20 protein-coding genes are annotated in these 21,855 nt (G+C 29.3%); 9 read left to right on the top strand and 11 right to left on the bottom strand.

Features of this window, described 5'->3' with window-relative positions; genetic code table 11:
• Positions 1-228 precede the first annotated feature (228 nt).
• Positions 229-1,416, bottom strand: coding sequence for a hypothetical protein (locus JG780_RS02100; protein ID WP_287569069.1), 1,188 nt, complete (start codon positions 1,414-1,416; stop codon positions 229-231).
• A gap of 69 nt (positions 1,417-1,485) precedes the next feature.
• On the opposite strand from JG780_RS02100, the gene JG780_RS02095 reads away from it, so the two are divergent.
• The 8 genes from JG780_RS02095 to rnr are packed head-to-tail and all read left to right on the top strand — an operon-like array spanning position 1,486 to position 9,860.
• Positions 1,486-2,715: a hypothetical protein gene (locus JG780_RS02095; protein ID WP_004102660.1), complete on the top strand. Its 1,230-nt coding sequence runs from the start codon at positions 1,486-1,488 to the stop codon at positions 2,713-2,715.
• A 1-nt stretch (position 2,716) separates the two neighbouring features.
• Positions 2,717-3,700, top strand: coding sequence for an AI-2E family transporter (locus tag JG780_RS02090; RefSeq protein WP_004102662.1), 984 nt, complete (start codon positions 2,717-2,719; stop codon positions 3,698-3,700).
• Positions 3,675-4,430, top strand: coding sequence for a nucleoside triphosphate pyrophosphohydrolase (gene mazG / locus JG780_RS02085; RefSeq protein ID WP_004102664.1), 756 nt, complete (start codon positions 3,675-3,677; stop codon positions 4,428-4,430). Before JG780_RS02090 ends, mazG begins: the two co-directional genes overlap by 26 nt.
• On the top strand, positions 4,427-5,143 hold the full coding sequence (gene rlmB / locus JG780_RS02080) for a 23S rRNA (guanosine(2251)-2'-O)-methyltransferase RlmB (protein ID WP_287569067.1): 717 nt from the start codon (positions 4,427-4,429) through the stop codon (positions 5,141-5,143). The genes mazG and rlmB overlap by 4 nt, the downstream gene beginning before the upstream one ends.
• Complete coding sequence (locus tag JG780_RS02075; RefSeq protein ID WP_004102666.1) at positions 5,124-5,777, top strand: response regulator transcription factor; 654 nt, start codon at positions 5,124-5,126, stop codon at positions 5,775-5,777. The genes rlmB and JG780_RS02075 overlap by 20 nt, the downstream gene beginning before the upstream one ends.
• A 21-nt stretch (positions 5,778-5,798) precedes the next feature.
• Positions 5,799-6,491: a zinc metallopeptidase gene (locus JG780_RS02070; protein ID WP_004102669.1), complete on the top strand. Its 693-nt coding sequence runs from the start codon at positions 5,799-5,801 to the stop codon at positions 6,489-6,491.
• Positions 6,488-7,735: a 16S rRNA (cytosine(967)-C(5))-methyltransferase gene (locus JG780_RS02065; protein WP_004102671.1), complete on the top strand. Its 1,248-nt coding sequence runs from the start codon at positions 6,488-6,490 to the stop codon at positions 7,733-7,735. Before JG780_RS02070 ends, JG780_RS02065 begins: the two co-directional genes overlap by 4 nt.
• Positions 7,736-7,739: 4 nt before the next feature.
• Positions 7,740-9,860, top strand: coding sequence for a ribonuclease R (gene rnr / locus JG780_RS02060; RefSeq protein ID WP_287569065.1), 2,121 nt, complete (start codon positions 7,740-7,742; stop codon positions 9,858-9,860).
• A 6-nt stretch (positions 9,861-9,866) separates the two neighbouring features.
• Here the strand turns inward: rnr and JG780_RS02055 are convergent, their stop codons facing one another.
• Positions 9,867-10,085 carry a hypothetical protein gene (locus JG780_RS02055; RefSeq protein ID WP_287569064.1) on the bottom strand — a complete coding sequence of 73 codons (219 nt, stop codon included), beginning with the start codon at positions 10,083-10,085 and terminating at the stop codon, positions 9,867-9,869.
• Positions 10,086-10,171: 86 nt separating this feature from the next.
• Between JG780_RS02055 and ligA the strand changes: the two genes are divergently transcribed.
• The gene (gene ligA / locus JG780_RS02050) at positions 10,172-12,169 is read left to right on the top strand and encodes an NAD-dependent DNA ligase LigA (RefSeq protein WP_287569063.1); all 1,998 of its coding nucleotides are present in this window, start codon (positions 10,172-10,174) and stop codon (positions 12,167-12,169) included.
• On the opposite strand, the gene JG780_RS02045 is transcribed toward ligA, so the two are convergent.
• The 9 genes from JG780_RS02045 to fliD all read right to left on the bottom strand — a co-directional run bounded on the left by JG780_RS02045 (position 12,159) and on the right by fliD (position 21,853).
• Positions 12,159-12,680 (bottom strand): hypothetical protein, encoded by a 522-nt coding sequence (locus JG780_RS02045; protein WP_004102679.1) that lies wholly within the window; start codon positions 12,678-12,680, stop codon positions 12,159-12,161. The two genes, ligA and JG780_RS02045, sit on opposite strands and share 11 nt — an antisense overlap.
• 17 nt (positions 12,681-12,697) lie before the next feature.
• Positions 12,698-14,218, bottom strand: a complete 1,521-nt coding sequence (locus JG780_RS02040) for a DNA repair protein RecN (RefSeq protein WP_004102681.1) — start codon at positions 14,216-14,218, stop codon at positions 12,698-12,700.
• A complete protein-coding gene (locus tag JG780_RS02035; RefSeq protein ID WP_012580401.1) occupies positions 14,215-14,604 on the bottom strand; it encodes a cytidine deaminase in 390 nt (129 codons plus the stop codon). Before JG780_RS02035 ends, JG780_RS02040 begins: the two co-directional genes overlap by 4 nt.
• Positions 14,597-15,889, bottom strand: coding sequence for a hemolysin family protein (locus JG780_RS02030; RefSeq protein WP_114702484.1), 1,293 nt, complete (start codon positions 15,887-15,889; stop codon positions 14,597-14,599). The genes JG780_RS02035 and JG780_RS02030 overlap by 8 nt, the downstream gene beginning before the upstream one ends.
• Before the next feature lie 28 nt (positions 15,890-15,917).
• Positions 15,918-17,588: a YgiQ family radical SAM protein gene (locus JG780_RS02025; RefSeq protein ID WP_287569062.1), complete on the bottom strand. Its 1,671-nt coding sequence runs from the start codon at positions 17,586-17,588 to the stop codon at positions 15,918-15,920.
• Positions 17,589-17,591: 3 nt separating this feature from the next.
• The gene (gene rsgA / locus JG780_RS02020) at positions 17,592-18,455 is read right to left on the bottom strand and encodes a ribosome small subunit-dependent GTPase A (RefSeq protein WP_287569061.1); all 864 of its coding nucleotides are present in this window, start codon (positions 18,453-18,455) and stop codon (positions 17,592-17,594) included.
• A complete protein-coding gene (locus JG780_RS02015; RefSeq protein WP_051001563.1) occupies positions 18,452-18,931 on the bottom strand; it encodes a hypothetical protein in 480 nt (159 codons plus the stop codon). The genes rsgA and JG780_RS02015 overlap by 4 nt, the downstream gene beginning before the upstream one ends.
• Before the next feature lie 20 nt (positions 18,932-18,951).
• Positions 18,952-19,977, bottom strand: coding sequence for a dual-specificity RNA methyltransferase RlmN (gene rlmN / locus JG780_RS02010; RefSeq protein WP_287569060.1), 1,026 nt, complete (start codon positions 19,975-19,977; stop codon positions 18,952-18,954).
• 100 nt (positions 19,978-20,077) lie between these two features.
• Positions 20,078-21,853, bottom strand: coding sequence for a flagellar filament capping protein FliD (gene fliD, locus JG780_RS02005; RefSeq protein ID WP_012580406.1), 1,776 nt, complete (start codon positions 21,851-21,853; stop codon positions 20,078-20,080).
• Positions 21,854-21,855 lie beyond the last annotated feature (2 nt).

The raw sequence follows: 21,855 nt of genomic DNA, 5'->3' as shown, positions 1-21,855 counted from the left end.
TTTGTCTGGCAAAATATTTTATACAAATGAAAAATGTAATGGAATATAAGTAATTTATTCAGAAATGATATTTTGGTGTAATGAATAATTCAAACTTTATCATATTTAGAACCTAATTGATAACTGATTTACTAAATTTATATTCTGGAGATATAAATTTAAAAAGCCCCATTCTAGCAAATTTAGGAATGGGGCTAAATAATTGAGCTTTATTATTAAATTTTAATTTTAAAAGCTACTTACGCTACTTATAAATATACTCTTAAACCACTCATCACTTTCCCATTTATATTGAATTCCTGCAACGAAATTATTTCCAATTAATGGGTAAGAAAGTCTTAAAATTGCTTCTGTATTTTCATCTAATAATTTTCCACCTTCAAATGGTGAATCATCAAAATATGTTCCGTCAATGATAAGTCCAGAGAAGTTACCTAACTCTGGAAGAATAACTCTTACATTTCCTTCCGCAACTGGAGTACTGTTTTCTAGTAATCCATAAACATAAAATTCTCCAGTTATGTAAGGTTCAAAATCAATATCTGCACCTGCAAAATATCCTAAAACACTGTCTGTTGATGACATACTTGGTAAATTACTATCAAACTTAAGCGATGAATATTTTTTATTAAACAAAAATGGGATATAACCATCCATTGTGTAATATATTCCTCCCATTGGATTTATTAACCCTAAATCTGCAAATACTCCAGCAAAGAGTCCTTTTGAAATTTTTTGAAAACTTTCATCTGATTGAGCAGCTATTTCCCCGCCTATTTTAATTGAATTTAAAATAGGAATGTAAGCAGCAATTCCTCCACCGTATTTTACTGGTGTTGAAGAATCTTCAGTATAACTTACAGTTGCATCAACATCTGCAATCAGGTAAGATTGAATTTTTAATAAAGAACTTAAGTTGTAACCTAAACTTGTCATAAATATACTATCTGATCTTAAAAATTCAAATGGAATGTATTTTGATATTTCATATGGCAAATGTGTATATAATGAAAGATCAGAAAATTTCAATGTTATGTCAAATGCTCTGGTGTTAGGATTAACATACTTTCTTACATTGAAACCCATAGCCAAAGTAACAGGTTTTACTTTCCCGTACCTAAATTCAAATAAATCAGTATTTAATGCAAAGGTATTTATAACAAATGCATTCAAAATGTTTGTACTTGGCGTGGAGCTAGGAATACCATAATACATTTCTCCATAAACAACATCAGTAGAGTAACTGGTAAAACCTATTCCAATAGTAACTGGTCCAATTGAAAATTCTGGTGAAAGCTCATAAACAAAAAACTTTTCATTGTTTCTTTCAATAGTTCCAATGTTAATATATGTTTGTGAAACGGCAATCAATGATAAAACTAAAACAAATATAACTAATAATTTTTTGATTTTCATAAATTCACCTCCCATAATAATTATACCATACTTTTTATGATATAATTTTTATGTTCTAGGGGGGATTAAATGTTTGATTTTAAAGAAATGATAGCTTCTGAATTATTTAAATCTTTAATAAAGGTTTTTACTAAGCTTGAAGATTATGAAATAACTATTGAAAATAATAAATTAGTTATTTCATCTTCAAATATTCCTGTAAATATTTTAAATTCCAAAAGTAGAGTAAGTATTCTTGACAGCAACGGAGAAAAAATTGATATTAATAAATCCCCTGCTGTTATTGAGTCAGGCAAAATTATTTTTAATGATTTAGATGAGAAATTTCTTGAAAAGCTTAAATATTTTATTAAAGATCTTTCAAATGAAAAAGTTATTGAATCTAACTTTGAAGGTGAAGTAATAGAAAGAAATGATAAATCAAAAATTTATGTAAAAGGAATTTTAGTTGCTGAGGAAGATAACTTGCTGTATAGTTATAATATAAAAAATCCAACAAAAAATATGATAAAGAAACTAGAGAATCTAGACTTACCATTTAAAAAAACTGCGTTTGTATACAAGCTTAAAAATATACTTTTACTTTGTGAAAATACGGAAATTGCTATGAAACTTGCAAACGAAATTATTAATTCTGAAAATATCCATGATGAAATCAGATGGAAAGATGTTCAAATTCATGCTTTAAAATTATTAAATGCTCTTAATAACTACTTATTTATTACTAAAAAAGAAATAATTCAGTATAATCATTTACTGGGAAATGCAAGAAATTCTGGGTATAAAATTATAGAAATTCCCGAAGAAATAAAAGAAGAACTTTTAAATGAAAGAGATATTCTTGGAAATAGGATCAATACTATACAAAATTATTTTGAAAAATATTCTAAAAATTTCGTTTTTGAAATAATAGATGAGAAAAAGCTTTCTGAAAAAGAAAAAGAAAATTTTCAAAGCTTAAAAAAATTTCTTTCTACGATAGATAAAGATATAAGTGTTTTAATATCAACTAACATGTTGGAAAGGATTGATTCAAAAAGTTTTTATTATATTAAAGATAATGTTATCTATCTAAAGAGGGATGTATTAAACAGCTTTGATTTTACATTAAAAGTAGTAATAGAAGCTATAAGTAAAATTTTGTATCCATCCTATTCTACCAAAGATGCTATACTAAGCTTATTTGTAAAACATTTGTCGGAAACAAAAATTAAAGAAACGCATGTTTCAAAAGTTGAATCAAAAAATTCTTTTTTTAGCAGTTTTATAAATAAACTAAGGAAAAAAAGTGGTGATTAAAATGGATGATAAATTTTTAATTTTAATATACTTTATTTTATTTTTGATTTTAATAAAGTTTTCCCCATTTGTATTTGGTGCAGTTATCATAGGATTTTATTTTTCTATCGTTATAGATGTTCCAGCAAAATTATTATCAAAGAAGTTAAATAAAAATCTATCTAAAGTGATTTCATATACTTTGATGTTGTCTTTAATTTTTTATTCGTTTATAACATTCATACCAGTTATATTAGAAGAAGGAAAAAAGATATTTTCTGAACTTTCAAAAATTTCTATAAATGGAAATCCACAACTACCTTCCTGGATACTTGACTTTTTGAATAATTCTAATAAACAAATTTCAAATTTTGCCTTAAATGTATTAAATCAATTATTTTCTTACACTCCATCTATCATAACAATGGGAATACTTATAATAGTCACTACACTTGCTGTTTCTAATTTAAAAGCATATTTGAAAAAAAATTTAAAGAGTTTTTTTGTGTATAATCCAGAAAAAGGATATAACTTTTTTAGGAGTTTCTACAAAGATTTTGAAAGGTTTGTAAGTGGGCAAGTATTGGTTGCTTTGTTTGTAGGGATATCTGTAGGATTTCTTTGTTTTGTTTTTGGAATAAAAGGTGCCCTTTTTTTGGGTATTTTATCGTTTATAACTGATTTTATACCATTTCTTGGTGTAATAATTGTTTCGATACCGATGTTAATGCTAGGTTGGACATCAAAAGGATTTACAGGTATAGTTTTAGGAATTATAATATTGGTAATTGTAAATCAACTTGAAAGTTGGTTTTTTGCACCAAAAATTCAAAGTAGCAATTTAAAGATTCATTGGTTTGTACTAATAATTAGCCTTTTAATATTCAATGACTTTTTTGGGTTTATAGGAATATTAATTGCTATACCAACGATATTATTCATAAAGAAATTTTGGAAATATTATATTTTAGGAGGTAGTTATGGCAACAACAGGGGAAAAGTTTGAGAAATTAATTAATATAATGAAACAATTAAGAGGTCCCAATGGATGTGATTGGGATAAAAAACAGACTCATGATTCATTGATACCTTATCTAATTGAAGAAGCTTATGAGTTAATTGAAGAAATAAAAAATAAAAATTACGATAATCTCAAGGAGGAACTTGGAGATATATTACTTCAGGTTATCTTTCATGCACAGATTGCGAGTGAAGAAGGAAAATTTTCGATTGATGATGTTATCGATACAATATCAGACAAGTTGATAAGGAGACATCCGCATGTCTTTGGGAATGAGCAAGATTTTTCTTACATAAGATGGGAAAAAATAAAAGCTCAAGAGAAGGGAGAAAACGATTTTTCAAGAATAGGTAAAGTAAATTATTCATTGCCCGCCTTATCACTTTCAAGAAGAATTCAAGAAAATGCTGCCAATGTAGGATTTGACTGGGATAATATTGAAGATGTTTATTCAAAAGTTTATGAAGAAATTGATGAATTGAAAAATGCAAAAAATGGTGAAGAAGCCGAGGACGAATTAGGTGATCTACTCTTTGCAATTGTGAATTTATCTAGATTTTTAAAGATTGATCCTGAAGTTGCTTTGAGAAAAGCCACCGAAAAATTTGTAAAAAGATTTAAAAAAATGGAAAAATTGATCGAAAAAGATGGTAAAAAATTTGAAGATCTTCCACTTGATGAACTAAACAAGTACTGGGAGGAGTCAAAAAAATGAAAGTGTATGGAAGAAATATTCTAAAAGAAATTCTTGAAACAAATACTAAAGTTAGAATGATTTACTTTTCAGATACTAACTCTGCTGAATTAACTGAGCTAATTGAGGAAGTAAAAAAAAGAAGATTGCCTTTTACAATTGCAAATAAGAAAGTTCTGCAAAGGTTAAGTAATACGGAAAAGCATCAAGGTGTTGTTATTGATATTGGAGAATTTGAATATAAAGATGAAAGTATTATTGAAAGTTTAGAAAAACCATTTTTAGTAATTTTAGACCAATTACAAGACCCTCATAATTTTGGTGCAATCATAAGGACAGCTGTTGCAAGTGGTGCAGATGCAATAATAATACCTAAGAAGAATTCTGTTCAAGTTACTCCAACTGTGGTTAAAGTTTCAGTAGGAACAATTTTTAAAATAAATATAATAAAAACGATCAATATTGCACGTTTTATAAAAAATATTAAAGAAATGGGAATATGGGTATACGGTGCAGATACTAATGGAAAAGTTTATTATAAAACAGATTTAAGAAAACCAATAGCTATTGTTTTAGGAAATGAAGGCGCTGGAATTAGGCCTAACGTAAAAGAAAAATGCGATGCTTTAATAACAATTCCTATGAAAAATAGTGTAGAATCACTGAATGTTTCAGTTAGTGCTGGTATATTACTTTATGAGGTGATGAGACAAAATGAAAATTTTAGTAGTTGAAGATGATGATAAGCTAAGAAGGTTACTTGAACTTGAATTTAAGCATGAAAATTGTACAGTAAAAACTTGTGAATATGGTGAAGATGCTATAATTGAATATCAAGAGTTTAAACCTGATGTTGTTGTATTAGATATTATGCTTCCGGATATAGATGGAACAGAAGTAGCAAAAAAAATAAGAAAATTAGATCCATCTGCTGGGATTATAATGTTAACTGCATTGTCAGAAAAAAAGAATAAACTTGAAGGGTTTGAGAGTGGCGCGGATGATTATGTAGTAAAACCTTTTGACTTTGAAGAATTATTTGCAAGAGTAAAAGCTATTGCAAGAAGAAAAAATATAACTTTGAATGATGAAATTAAAATTAAGGATCTAATAATAAATATCTCAAAGAGGGAGGCTAAATTTAAGGGTAAGCCTATCAATCTTTCAAAAACGGAATTCGATCTGTTGGCTTACCTAGTAAAAAATGCTGGTAGGGTAGTATCAAAAGAGGAAATATTAGATGCAGTATGGGGGATTTCCTATGAAGGTTCTGAAAACACTGTTGAGGTATATATAAACTATTTAAGAAAAAAATTATCCTCAGACATAATTAAAACGGTCAGGGGAATAGGATATACTATATCATAATCATTATTTGGAGGTGATTAAATGTTCTTTTTTGATCCAACATTCATTATACTTATACCGGGGTTATTACTAGCTTTCATAGCACAAGCCTACGTTCAAGAAAGGTTTTCAAGATATTCGAAAATTCCATCATCATTAAATATGACAGGAGCTCAACTAGCAAAATACATGCTTGAATCAGCTGGATTATACAACGTAAAAATTGAGAAAATTCCAGGGCATTTGACAGACCATTATGATCCAAGAACAAAGGTTGTCAGATTATCTGATGCAACATATAATTCAAACTCTATTGCTGCTCTTGGAGTAGTAGCCCACGAAATTGGACATGCTATTCAACATGCTAGACATTATGTGCCTTTGGTAATCCGTACTGGAATTGCTCCAGTTGTATCTTTTGCGTCTAATTTATCTTGGATATTATTTATTGCAGGTTTTATATTTATGAACATTGCTTTGATTAGGATCGGTGTGTTATTATTTTCTCTTGCTGTGATATTTTCCTTAATAACACTTCCGGTTGAATTTGATGCAAGTAATCGTGCAGTAAAAATTCTACGAACAAATCTTATGATGTCACCGAATGAACTTGAAGGTGTTAAAAAAGTTTTAGGGGCTGCTGCAATGACATATGTTGCTGGAACATTGATGGCATTTTTACAATTACTTAGGATGCTTTTAATAGCAGGCTTTTTGGGAGGAAATAGAGATTGAATGATCTAATAATTGCGTATCGGCTTTTAAGGAAAAAATTTAGAAGGGGAATATTTTCAACAGAATTCTATCAGGCTTTCTCCTATGTGGAGGAGAAAGCTTTTTTTAAGAATTTAATTTTTGGAGTTTTGAGAAAACAAGAATATCTTGACTGGATAATTGATTCATTCTTAAAAAAGCGTGATATTCCACCTTCTATAAGAACCATTTTAAGGATTGGAACCTATCAACTCATCTTTACCAACAAGCCCTCTTATTCTGTAGTTAATAACTGTGTGGAATTGGTTGAGAAAAAATCGTTTAGAGGATTGGTAAATGCTGTCTTGAGAAAAATTGCAAAAATTGGGTATATTGAACCTAAAGAATTACATCTTAAATATTCACATCCAAAATGGTTGATTGGATACTGGAAAACATTTCTTCCAAATGATTATCTTTTAGAAATGTTAGAATACAATCAAAAACCATTAAAAACTACAGCAAGGGTAAATATGAGAAAAATAAATAGGAAGGATTTAGTATTAGAAAATATAACATTTGCTCCTCATTCACCTGTAGGTATTATTTTTGAAAGATTGGAAACTAACCCTTGGGAATTAGAAGAATATAAAAATGGATACATAACATTTCAAAGTGAATCTTCGCAAATTATTCCTTTATTGGTTAATTATGAAAGTAAAGAAAATGTTCTTGATGCTTGTGCTGCACCTGGTGGAAAAGCAACGCATATTTTAGAAATTAGCGATGTTAATTTATACGTAAATGATTATGAAAAGTTTAAAATTAGTATTCTTAAGGAGCAATTTGAAAGATTAGGACTTTCACCTAAAAAAATAATGTGCAAAGATGCTTCGAAATTAAAGTTAGATAATTTATTCGACAAAATTTTTGTGGATGCCCCATGTACAAGTCTTGGAACAGGTAGAAGAAATCCGGAAGTGTTGAGACGTCAATCTAAAAATAATATTTTGGAACTTTCAAAACTGCAAAAAAAGATTGTTTCAAACCTTTGGAAGTATCTAAATAAATTTGGCCTTTTGATCTATTCAACTTGTACTGTTACTTACGAAGAAAACACACAAGTAGTTAAAGAATTTTCACGTTATGCAGAATTTGTTGATATAAGAGAAGAATTAGAAAAATTTAATATAAAATATATTTGGGATGGGTACGGTGCATTATTTTATCCTGACGAAACATTAACACCATTCTATGTTTCAATCTTAAGAAAGGTAAAGGAGTGATTAAATGATTAACAAAAAGAAATTAGAAAGTTTTTTTAATTCAAGTAGTTATAAACCAATGATACAAAAAGAAATTTATAATGCCTTGAAAATTAAAAATAAAGATGAAAAGAAAATTGTTAGAAGATTACTTAAAGAATTACAAAATGAAGGAAAAATATATAAAGATTCAAAAGGAAGATACAAAGTTATAGGAAAGAACATGATTGTTGGAACAATTGAGTTTACAAGAAATGGGACTATGGCTTTTGTTTGGACTGAAAACGGAGAAGAAATTGCAGTTCCAGCTGAAAAGGCAGGAAGAGCCATTCATAAAGATAAGGTTGTTGTAGAAATTACAGGAAAATGGTACGACATACCAGAAGGAAGAGTTGTAAAAATTTTAGATCATGGCTTAAAAAAAGTTGTTGGAACCTTTCAGCCTATTGGCAGGGCTGCTTTTATAATTCCAGATGATCCTAAAATTCAATATGATTTTTACGTTCCCATTGAATTTTTCAATAATGCAAAACCAGGGGAAAAAGTTGTTGGAAAGATAATTAAGTATCCAACGCCAACTAAAAATCCTGTAGCCAAAATTATAGAAGTCTTGGGATATGCCGATGATCCGGCAACTGATTTTCCTACTGTGGTTGTTAAACATGATCTTCCACTTGAATTCCCAGATAAGGTATTAAAAGAAGCATCTAAAATTCCAGATAGGGTTTTAGAAAAAGACCTTAGAAATAGAAAAGATTTTAGAAATGAAATTGTAGTTACTATTGATGGACCTGATGCCAAAGATTTTGACGATGCAGTTAGTGTTAAAAAATTAAAAAATGGTAATTATTTACTTGGCGTACATATTGCCGATGTTTCTCATTATGTAAAAGAAGGAAGTGAATTAGATAAAGAAGCATTTAAAAGAGGAACGAGTGTTTATTTAATAGATAGAGTTCTTCCAATGCTTCCTTTTAAGTTATCTCATGGTATCTGTAGTCTAGTACAAGGTGAAGATAGGTTAGTTATGTCACTTGTTATGGAAATAGATAGAGAAGGAAACGTTGTAGATTTTGAAGTTGCACCTGGTGTAATTAGAAGCCATAGAAGATTAGTATATGACGATGTAAATGCTTTATTTAAGGGCGATAAAGTAGCCTTTAATAAAATCGGTGATTTGTATGACCAACTTATTTTAATGAAAGAATTAAAAGATGTTCTAAGAAATGCAAGAAAAAGACGTGGGGCGATTTTAGATATTGAAGGTGGAGAAGTAAAAATAATCCTAGATGAAAAGGGGAACACAATTGATATTATACCAAGAGAGAGGGGAGAAGCCGAGGTAATTATAGAAGAATTCATGATAAAGGCTAATGAGACAATTGCAGAATTGTTCTATAATTTTGATTTGCCTTTCGTATACAGGATTCACGAAAAACCTGATCCAGATACAATAATTCAATTAAAAAATTATCTTTCTGCAATAGGTATTAGCTTTAAAGTTCCAAAAAAAATAACGTCAAAACTTTTACAAGAACTTTTAGAAAAAACTAAAAACCATCCACTTCGTGGAAGTATAGAAAGACTTCTTGTAAGATCTATGAAAAGGGCTGTATATTCTGCAAACAATATTGGACATTTCGGCTTAGCATCCTATGCTTATACACATTTTACATCTCCTATTAGAAGATACCCAGATCTAGTTGTTCATAGATTAATAAAGCAATTTTTATCAACAAATGGCAAATTAACTAAAAAGGAAATTACAAAACTAAATGATAAACTATCAAAAATTGCGGTACATTCAAGTAAGAGGGAGAGAGTAGCAGATGAAGCAGAGTGGGATTATACAGCTTTGAAGAAAATTGACTATATATCAAAACATATTGGTGAGACATTTGATGTAGTAGTTACTGCAGTAACAAAATTTGGATTATTTGTGGAAATCATAGATAAAAACATATCCGGATTAATTCATATTTCAACTTTAGATGATTATTTTCTCTATGACGAAGAAAGAAGTATCTTAATTGGTTCACACACAGGGAAAGTATTCAAAATTGGCGACAAATTAAAAGCAAAAGTTGTAAATGCAAACAAAACAAGAATGCAAATAGACTTTGAAATTGCAAAAAGTGAGGCTTAAATAGCCTCACCTTTTATTTGCTATATATTTTATACCTTTAACTATTAAGGCGATTGCTATTATAACTAAAACAACTGGGAAAACTATTGTTACAAGCCCCACAAATATTAATACAATTAATAAAGCTCCTAAAACTATAGATAATATAGGAGATAAAAATGGGAAAAATTTAATACCAAGTAATACTAAAAATATTACTCCTAAAATGGCAAGAAAATTTATCATATTATCCCTCCTTTTTTGTATTGCAAAAATATTTTACCATATAACAAAAAATTTTGCAAATTTATCAAAAAATTTGAGGTGATGGTATGGATAAGAAAAAATTTAAAGAGGAAATTGAAAAATTAAGGGAAGAAATAGAATATCACAATTACAGATATTATGTTCTTGCTGATCCCGTAATTAGTGATGAAGAATACGATAAACTTCTTAAAAGACTTATAGAGTTAGAGAAAAAATACCCTGAGTTTTATTCTCCTACGTCGCCAACACAAAAAGTTGGAGGAAAAGTTCTTGACGGATTTAAAAAAGTTATGCATTCGATTCCTATGTTAAGCTTGGATAATACATATAACGAAGAAGAAATAAAGGAATTTGATGAAAGGATAAAAAAATTACTAGGGGTTAATGAAGTTGAATATGTTTGTGAATTAAAAATTGATGGTATTTCTGTAGCTTTAAGATATGAAAATGGCCAATTTGTTACTGCATTAAGTAGAGGAGATGGCATTGAAGGTGAAGATATATCCGAAAATGTAAAAAAAATAAAATCTATTCCACTTAGGTTATTTAAAAATTTGACAATTGAAGTTAGAGGAGAAATTTTCATGCCAGTAAAAGAATTTGAAAAGTATAACAAAATTGCAGAAGAGGAGGGCTTACAACCCTTTGCAAATCCACGAAATGCTACTGCTGGAACTATAAGACAACTAGATTCTTCTATAGTTGCTAAAAGAAATCTTGATTCTTTTATTTATTATGTAGTAAACCCAGAGAATTATGGTTTAAAAACTCAATGGGAAGCTTTAAAATTCTTAAAAGAAATAGGATTTAAAACTAATCCTTATTCAAGGTTATGTCATGATGTTAATTGTGTAATAGATTTTTGGAAAGAAATGACCAAGAAGAGAACACAATTAGATTATTGGATTGATGGACTTGTAATTAAAGTTAATAATTTTGAATATCAAAGGAAATTGGGCGAAACTGCAAAAGCTCCAAGATGGGCTATTGCTTTCAAATTTCCTTCCATTAAAGCTGAATCAAAAATTTTGAATATAGAACTTAATGTTGGAAGAACTGGAGTTATAACACCCGTAGCAGTTTTAGAACCAATTAATTTAGAAGGTTCTATTGTTAAAAGAGCTTCTTTGCATAATTTTGATTACATAAAAGAAAAGGATATAAGAATAGGAGATCACGTGTATGTAGAAAAAGCTGGTGGTATAATTCCTCAAATTGTAAGTGTTATAAAAGAAAAGAGAACGGGAAAAGAACTTGAAATTGAAATTCCAAAATCATGTCCAATTTGTGGTGGGAAAGTTGGTAAAATTTCAGAAGAAGAAGTTGCTATAAGATGTTTAAATCCTCATTGTCCACAAAAATTAAAGCGACATATGGAAATATTTGTTTCTAAATCTGCATTTAATATAAGTGGCTTGGGAGAAAAAATAGTTGAAAAGATAGTAGATGCAAGATTAATAAATGATGTAGCAGATATATTTTATCTTACCCCATTTGATCTTGCACAAATAAGTGGATTAGGTCAAAAATCTATTGCAAATATTTTAGAACAAATTGAGAAGGCTAAAAATACTCCTTTATATAGAGTTATTATTGGTCTTGGAATTCCACTTGTGGGCGAAAAAACTGCCAAGATATTAGCCGATAAGTTTAAAAGTATTAAAGCACTTTCTCAAGCTAGTTATGATGAGTTAACTTCTATTGAAGGAATTGGACCTGAAGTTGCAAAAAATATTATCGAGTACTTTAAAAATGAAAAGACAAAAGAAATAATTAGAAAATTAGAAAATGCAGGTGTAAAACTAGAACAGGAAGAAGACACTAAAAAGTCTTCTAAGTTAGCAGGCTTAACATTTGTAATAACCGGAAAATTTAATTCTTTTACAAGGGAAGAAGTAAAAGAAATTATAGAAAAACTTGGTGGAAAAGTTACTAATACTGTTTCTTCAAAAACGGATTATCTATTAGTTGGTGAAAAACCTGGTTCGAAATATCAAAAAGCATTGGAACTTGGTGTAAAAATTATAAATGAAGATGAATTTAAAAAAATGATTATTGATTAGCATATTGCCATAATTTTTTTGAAAATTCATCCTCATAAATGGGGATGAATTTTTTATTACCTGGTATATAGATCAGTATGGTATGAATTTCATAAAAATTGCCTCTATTTCTTCTAAAAACCAGGTATTCTAATGAACTGTTTAAAATTTTAATAATTTTTAATGAGACTTCACTTATGCTTCCATAATTTATTTTTACATTACCGTTGTAAGTTCCTACCTTTACGCCAAAAAAATCTATCATTTTTAAAGCTGCATCAATTCTTGCCTTGTTAAGAGAATCTTCAATATCAACTCCGCCGCTTTGAGAAATACCTTCAAAGTAAATCAAATTTTTTTTATTGCCTATTAGATAACCAAAGTTAGTATTTATACTAATTATTTCATCATTATCTTGAAGGCAATACTTTTCATTCCCTATTGATACACAATTATTATATTTTTCATAATTACAGCCCCAAAAAAACAAAAATATCGCTAAAAGTAATGTATAAATTATCGCCTTTTTCATAAAATTACCACCCTAATTTAATCTATAAACTTAAGTACATCATCGGAACCTACCATTCTTTTGATTTCAATTGAACGTTCTTCTTCATCTAGTTCTTTTATTAATCCAGATTTTTGATCTTTTAAAACTACGAAATGTTTGTCGGCTCTTACTGCAACTTGTGGAAGGTGTGTGACTACGATTACTTGATATCTTTCAGACACTTCTTTAAGCTTTTCAGCTAGTTTATTACCAGTTTCACCACTGATTCCTGCATCTACTTCATCAAAAATTAGGATACCATCTGATACTACTGAAAGTTCCAGAGCTAGCATTAACCTTGAAAGTTCACCGCCAGAGGCTATAACTTTCAACGGTTTTAGAGGTTGATTTTTTACAGTTCTTCCTAATAATTCAACTTTGTCAAATCCATTGTAATTATAATCAATTTTTGAAAAGTTGAATTGAATTTCTATATTTAGATTTAAATCATTGCAGTGCTTTAAGAATGCTTCACTTACTTTTTCAGCGGCTTTTTTTCTATTTAACGAAATTTTTTCTGAAAGTTCTTTCATGTTTTTTAAACAATCTTCTATCTTTTTTTGAGAATCTTCTAATAATTCTATTTTCTTTTTAATTTCATTTAATTCTTTCATATAATTTTCATAATTTAATAAAACATCTTCTAGAGTGGGACCGTATTTTCTCTTTAGTTGGTTATATTGCCAGATCTTTTCTTCTATTTCTTTAACATCATATCCTTCAATTTCTGAAAGTTCTTTTTGAATATCTAATTTTAATGTTTCTACAATATCTAAAGCTGCATTTACTGATTCTTCATACTTATCATTAATTATCTTTTTTATGTTCCACAATTTTTCTGAAATAACTTCACTTTCGTTTAAAATTTCATTATACTTTTCTACGGTTTCTTGAAGCTTAGTAGCAACGTTGTACTGTTCATTTAAGAGTTCTTCTTCTTCGACAGTTGGGTTTACTTCTTCTATTTCTTTTATAACTGACTCTAAATATTCTAACTTTTCATATAGCTTATTCAGACTCTCACTTTTAATAAGTTCGTTTAATTCTTTATATAATTCATAATATTTTCTATACTCATTTAATAAGTTTTTATTATTTGAAATTTCATCTAAAATAGATATCAAAAAATTTTGTTCCAAAAATTTCATGTGTGAATTTTGTCTATGTAAAGTTATATAATTTGATAAAATTGAAGATACAATATTCTTTGGATATACTCTTCCATTTATCTTAAAAGTTGTTCTTGAATTGTTTCTTTTAACTGAAAATACATTTTCTCCCTTATAAATTTCATATTCCAAGATATCATCTGGAATATCAATTACTACTTCCACGCTGTAGTTGTCTACTCTACCTGGGGTAACTCCAAGCAATATCCCAAAAATATCCAACATTAAACTTTTTCCGGCACCAGTTTCACCGGTAATAACATTTAATCCTTTATCAAAGTAAATATCTACATCTTTAAAATACAAATAATCGTGAAGGTGTACAGATACTACCTCTACACTCTTCATTTGTTAAGATTCTCCTTGTCAAAATTGTATGGTAGTAATTCCGATACTGTGGTTTTCTTAATATTTCCATTTTTCCCTACTAAAATTACTTCAAAATCTCCAAATTCTGCCATAACTTGTCTACAAGCACCACAGGGAGATATTGGTTCTTCAGTATCACCAACAACTACAATTTTCGAAAATTGAGTTTCTCCCTCACTTACTGCTTTGAAAATAGCATTTCTTTCAGCACAGCAGCTTAATCCGTATGATGCATTTTCAACATTTGCACCTGTAAAAATTTTTCCACTCTTTGTTAAAATTGCTGCGCCTACTTTGAAATTTGAATAAGGAGCATATGCATTTTTTTGTGCCTTTTTTGCAAGTTCAATTAACTTATCATTCATTATCTTTCACCACCTTAACCAATACTTTTTCAATTCTATTTTTTGATGCTGCAATTATTTTAAATTTGAATTTATCGATTATAATTTCCTCACCAACCTTTGGGATTCTTTGAAGATGTTCTAGAATATAACCTGCTAATGTTTCATAGTCTGTTTCTGGAAACTCTATTTTTAGTTCTCTTTCTATATCATTAATAGGTACAGTTGCATCTACTATGTAAGAGCCGTTTTCGAGTTTTTTTATCCCAAGATTTTCATTTTGATCGTATTCATCCATAATTTCTCCAAAAATTTCTTCTAGAATATCTTCCATAGTTACAAGTCCAGCAGTTCCTCCGTATTCGTCTACAACAATTGCCATGTGCATCTTTTGTTCCTTGAAAATTTTTAAAAGTTCAGAAACTTTCATAGTTTCTGGGACAAAGAGTGGTTCGCGCATCAATTCTTTCACCTTAACCTTTTCGCATATTTCCGATCCTCTATCGCTTATAAATGCTAAAACGTCTTTAGCATAACAAATACCAACTACATTATCTATTGTTTCTTTATAAACTGGGATCCTTGAATACTCTTCCTCTTTTATTATTTCCATTACCTTATCCAAAGTTTCCGATTCTTCAATTGCTACTATATCAACCCTTGGAATCATAATTTCTCTTACAACGGATTCTTCCATTTCTAAAGTTCTTTTAAGCATAAAACTTTCTTCATGTTTGATGGTTCCCTCTTCTCTTCCAACTTCAACATACATTATGATATCTTCTGTTGTTATGAATGGTGCTTCTTCAACATATGTACCACCAATTATTCTGATTACAAAATTGGATATTGAAACAAGAAGTTTTATTATCGGTGAAAATATCTTGGACAAAAATATCAGAATGCCAATCATTTTATTAAATATCTTTTCATTATTTTGCCTTGCATATATTTTCGGTGTAATTTCACCAAAAATTAATATAAAAAATGTCAAAATTAACGTGCTAAAAAGTGCCGAGAGACTTTCTGGCAATACATTTTTAAATGCGTTTACAACTACTAATGTCGCAATTGATGAGGCTAAAATGTTGACTAAATTGTTCATTATAAGTATTACAGTTAAAAGCTTGTTAAAAAGATGAAGTTCGCTTTCCTCTTCGCTCTTATCACCCTTTTTCAAAGATTCCCTAAGTTTTAACTTACTAACAGAAGTTAAAGCAGTTTCAGAAGCTGAAAACAGAGAAGAAAGATAAAGTAGAAAAATTAACAAAAATAAATTTAACAAATAACTTAAAGGATCTTCCATCTTAGAAACCACCTCCAAAAAGATTATATCATATATCAAGTATGTTTTTCTTCATGAGATTTCTCTTTTTTAAGCTTCTTTCTACAAAAATTTTTCTGTTGGTAAAAGGATCAATTCCTGTGTAATAGATTGTTGTACTCAATGTTCCAGGAGTAGGAGTAAAAATTTGAATCTGTTGTGGCCTATAGCCAAGCTTTTCCTTAATAAATTTTTTTAAGTTGTTATTTTCTTTCATTCCTTCTCCTGGATGTCCAACAATAAAGTAAGCTACAACATATCTTTTTTTTGCAACTTTCTCATATTTTTCTTTAAATTGCAAAAACAAAGATATATCAGGTTTCCTCATTATTTGTAAAACATTTTTATCAGAATGTTCTGGAGCAAGTTTTAATTGACCTGGTGTAAATTTTGGAAGTTCCTTAATGAAAATATCACCGTATTTTTTGTCTTCTAATACTAAATCATGCCTTATTCCTGAGGAAATAAAAACATTTTTAATACCTGGAACCTTTTTTATTGAGTATAGTAGATTCAATAACTTTTCGTGATTTACCTTTGCGTTATTACATATATTAGGAAACAAACAAAACTTTGAGCATTGTCCTTTATTTTCTCTTATAGAGCAATCAGACCCGTACATGTTCGCAGTGGGACCACCAACATCATTTATTGTTCCACGAAATTTTTTCATTCTTTTTAAAATTTTTACTTCTTCAAGAATTGAATCAATACTTCTTGATATTACATGTGTTGTTTGATGCTGAGTCAGGGCGCAGAAAGCACACATTCCATAACAGCCTCTTACGGCAGTGATAGAAAATCTTACAGTTTCTATTGCTTTAACCTTTCCAAATTTATTGTAATATGGATGCACTTCTCTTTCAAATGGCAAAAGGTATAAATTATCAAATTCACTTTGAGTTAGAGGTGATTGCGGAGGATTTTGAATAACATATCGATTATCCTGCCTTTGTACTATCCTTATTTTCTTATTTGGATCTGTTAAAAGCGTCATTTTTCTAAAAGCTTCATTATATTTTTCTGGATTTTCTTTAACTTCTTCAAATGAAGGAATTTCAACACACTTTTCTGGTTTTTTAGAAGACCACCATACTACTCCATCAATATCTTTACACTTGTTTATATCACCATATTTTTCTATACATCTGGCAATTTCTAAAATAGCCTTTTCTCCCATTCCATAAACTAAAATATCAGCTTTTGAATCTAATAAGATTGATTTTCTAACTTTATTCGACCACCAATCATAGTGAGCAAACCTTCTTAAACTTGCTTCTATTCCACCTATTATTATTGGAACTCCTTTGAAGTATCGCCTAACCAAATTAGAATAAACAATCAAAGCTCTATCGGGCCTTCTGATATTAAATTTTTCAGGTATATAATCATCAAATCTTCTTTTTTTCATTGAAGCAGTATAATTTGCTACCATAGAGTCAACATTTCCGCTAGTAATTCCAAAAAATAAACGAGGTTTTCCTAACCTCGTTATATCATCAGAATTATAATCAGGTAGTCCTATAATCCCTACTTTATATCCCTTAGACAAAAGATAATGTCCTATTAGTGAAATACCTATTGATGGATGATCAATATAAGCATCACCAGTTACTAATATAATATCTAATTCTTTCCAGCCTAGTGCGTTCATTTCATCTCTAGTAGTAGGTAAAAACAAAACTTACCCCTCCAATAATTGCTTATATATTTGCAAATATGATTCATATCGAGTCTTAGAAATTTTTCCTTCTTCAACCGCCTTCTTAACTCCACATCCTGGTTCATCAACATGGTTACAATCAGGGAAAAGGCAATAAAAGTCATTAAATTCTGGAAATAATCTTTTTAGCTCTTCGTGCTCTATATGACTTATATCTAAATTTGCAAACCCAGGAGTATCAGCTATCCACCCACCGAAGTCAAAATGCATAAGTTCAATAACTGTCGTTGTATGACGACCTCTATCTAATTTTTCCGAAACATCATTAACTTTTAGTGAAAGGCCTGGATTAATCGCATTCAGAATACTACTTTTTCCAACACCTGACATTCCTGCCATTGTAGAAATTTTATTTTTAAATACTTCTTTTAATTCTTCAATTCCTTCTTTTGTTTTTGCGCTAACAAAATAAACCGGATATATTTTTTCATAAATATTTTTAAATTTATTTATTTCTTCTTTGGTTAATAAGTCAATCTTATTTAACACAATTACAGCCGGAAGTTTAGCGTTTTCAACTAAAACTAAATATTTATCTAAAATTTGTAAAGGTACTTCAGGCTTTCTTAAGGATGTTACTACAACAACTTGATCAATATTTGCGATTTTTGGCCTTGGAAGCTCATTTTTTCTATTTAATATATTCTCAATAACTCCTTCTTTTGAAACAATAGGGCGATATTCAACAAGATCACCAACAATTGGTCTAATTTTTTGTTCCTTAAACTTTCCTCTTAATTTACACAAAAATTCTTCGCCAGTTTCAAAATCTTGAACAATTGCCATATTCGACAAAAACTTTATCACAACGCCTTTTCTTCTCATTTGCTCCCTCCAATTTCTCCGTTATCGACCAATAAATTTATTTTCTCTAGATTAGATATAGTACTTTCAAAACTTGGATATGCGGCAAGAATTCTTCCATCTGCACCAGGGTAATTTATTTTTACTAGATTTACTTTTAAGCCTAAGTTTTTTAAAATATCTATACCTATAAAATAGTGTACACCATAAAGATTTGGAATATAAATCCCGTCTTTTATTTCTATATTCCCATATATTTGTATTTTTCTTCCTCTTTTTACTAAATTACCGCCTTCTGGTGTAATTAGTTTTAAATTACCCCAGCCAAAGATTTTTTCGGTTTCTAAACCTTCTTTTTTTAAGATTTTAGTTACTTCAGTCACTTTTAAGTTTTTTAACTCTTCAATTGATGGGATTTGAACGTAAGAAGTATTTTGTATATAATAAAAAACTCCTAGGAAAAAAAGTCCTCCAAATATTGCCCCAATAGAAAACATAATTATCAACTTTAAAATCTTTATTTTAGATTCCTCCTTCGTAATTGCCCACAAGCTGCATCGATATCAGTTCCTTTTTCAGCTCTTATTTCACACTCTATTCCATACTTTGTCAGAATTTCTTTGAATCTTTCCATTGCCCATCTGCTTGGTCTGTAATAATTTGGATTTACAGGATTGACTGGAATTAAGTTGACATAAACACTTAAACCTTTTAAAAGTTCAGCCAACTTTTCAGCATCTTCGGGATAATCATTAAATTCTTTTATTAGTATATATTCTACTGTAACTCTATTGTTTGTTATTTCTTGATATTTTTTTACAGCAAAAATCAATTCTTCTATGCTGTATTGTTTATTTAATGGGATAATTTGATCTCTCTTAAAGTTAGTAGTTGCGTGTAAAGAAAGTGCAAGCTTAACATCTAAACCACTTTCTGCAAGATCAATTATTTTTTCAGGTATTCCAACCGTTGAAATAGTTATTCTTCTTATTCCAATTCCCAACATTTTTCTATTATTAAGCATTTTTATACTTTTAATTGTATTTTCATAATTTAGTAGGGGTTCACCCATACCCATGTATACAACATTTCCAACTCTAATTTTTCTATGAACTTCAATACCTAAAATTTGTGATACTATTTCTCCTGCTGTTAAATTTCTTACATAGCCACTTTGACCTGTAGCACAAAAAGAACATTTTACAGGACAACCAACTTGAGTTGAAATACAAGCAGTAACTCTTCCTTCATGAAAAAGTGCTACTGATTCAATTGTATTACCATCTGGTAGTTCCCATAAAAACTTTGTTGTCCTGTCGATTTTTGAAATTTGCATATCGAGTAATTTGGGGATCTGAATTCCAAAATTTTCATCTAATATTCTTCTATATTCCTTTGATAAATTAGTCATATCTTTAAAATCGAAGACTTTCTTTTTATAAATCCAGTCAAATACCTGATCTACCCTATATTTTTCAAGACCTAAACTTTTAAATTCATTTACCAATTCTTCATAATTAAAATCAAGAATGTTTTTTTTCATTATTTTCCCTCCAGTTCATATTTACAATTATATTTTATCATAAAAAACATTAAGGTTCTCTTTAAAGAGAACCTTTAATATAAAATGGTAAAATAACAAATTATTTTTTAGCCAAAGCTTGGGCAATGTATGCACCTTGTGCATTTAGTTTTGAAAGTGCCTCTTCCATTGCAGTAAATTTTTGCCACAAATCCTGCTCTTTTTTCTGTAAAATTTCAATCCAATTAGCCATTTGCTTTGCGAGCGTTCTTTTTTCGCGCTCAATACGCCCACTAACTCCGGCTATCTGATCTATCTCTCCATTAAATTTTGTAAGTTCATATAAATAATCTTTTACCTGAGATGCAAAACCATTTTCATCACCAAAAAATTCCCAAACAGCATCTGAACCATTTTTAGAAATAAATTCTCTTAGTTTATCTTCATCAAGTTCAATATGCCCTTTCATTGTATTTTCAAAACCTATACCAGCATCACCAGATTTTATTCCAAGTTCCCAAAGATATTTTCCTCCGTAGGATTCATACAAATAATTTCTCATTTTATCAAAAACTTTTCTCAAATATTGATCATTTTTCAAATAACCTTGTATTTTTTCCTCATCAGTCATTTCAGATTCATCTTTATTTTCAACTTTTGATTCAGTTAATTTTGTGTATAAATAATCTGTAGTTTCATTCCATTTGTCCACAAAATCTTTTACTTTTTCAATGATTGAATCTGTATCAGTATTTACACTTACATTCGTTGTTCCAACATTTAAAGCTGTAAATTCAAGACCATTATAAGAAAATGAGTTAGTATCAGAATATAAATCATATGTTAATCCAGAATCTGTTTTTAAAACAGCGTGTGCAACATTTCCAAGAGTAAATGTTCCAGTATCAAAACCTAACTCGCTAGGAGCATTTGCAACATTTATAATAACATCTCCCATATCCTTTGCTGTTAAAATTATTTTATTATTCACTTCATCATAACTAGCAATTACATCTTCCAAATTGCTGTTTATATTTGAAATTAAATCAGCAATTGTGTCATCTTGAGAATAACTAATTGAGACACCATTAATTGTAAAAGTACCCGAACCAGTAATTCCAAGTTCTGAAAGTGTTTTACTAGTAAAATAGCTTCCAATGTCCTTAGTACTTTGAAGAGTATAGTTCCCACTACCATCAGCTATTAGATTTGCATCGTTTAAATTAAACACAAACATAAAATTACCACTTGTTTGTGAAAGTTCAAATACATCTGAAGATTGAATTATCAATCTATTATTTGTATCATCAAAGCTTACGGTTGCAGAACTGCCTGCAGTTGTAAATGCATCAGAAATTTTTGTAAGTATATCATTTATCGTATCTGAAGTACTGATATTTATATCAACTTCAGTATTATTTACGGTTAATTTTACGACAGAATCTACCGGAACATACCTATGATTAATATCTGAAAATAATGTGGTTAGAGTAATATCTTGACCGAGTTTTGAGCTTTCAAAAAAGCTCCTTGTAGCTAAGCTTTTAACTTCAATAGAATAAGTACCATCCAACGTTGAAGAACTAGCGGTTGCGGTTAAAATACTTTCATTTGAAACTGAAGCACTTTTAGGAATTAAATTTGACTGAAGCTTAAAATCTGTCAAATAATCCATTAATTCTCTTAATTTGTCAGATACTGCGTTATAAGCTTTTTCTTTGTAATCTAATTCTTTAAACTTTTCGTTTAATCTATTTAATGGTTGAGATTCAACTTCCATAAGTTTTTCGATTATGGAAGCTGTATCCAAACCACTAGTTACTCCGCCAAATTGAAAAAGCGGGGCATTTGACGTATATTTGTAATTTATGTTATTTGCTATTGAACTATAATCCATGC

The sequence above is a fragment of the Thermosipho sp. (in: thermotogales) genome (assembly GCF_020054775.1).
GTDB lineage: Bacteria > Thermotogota > Thermotogae > Thermotogales > Fervidobacteriaceae > Thermosipho > Thermosipho africanus.
Note: the sequence above shows the minus strand (reverse complement) of the source record. Positions and strands in the feature narration are given on the sequence as shown.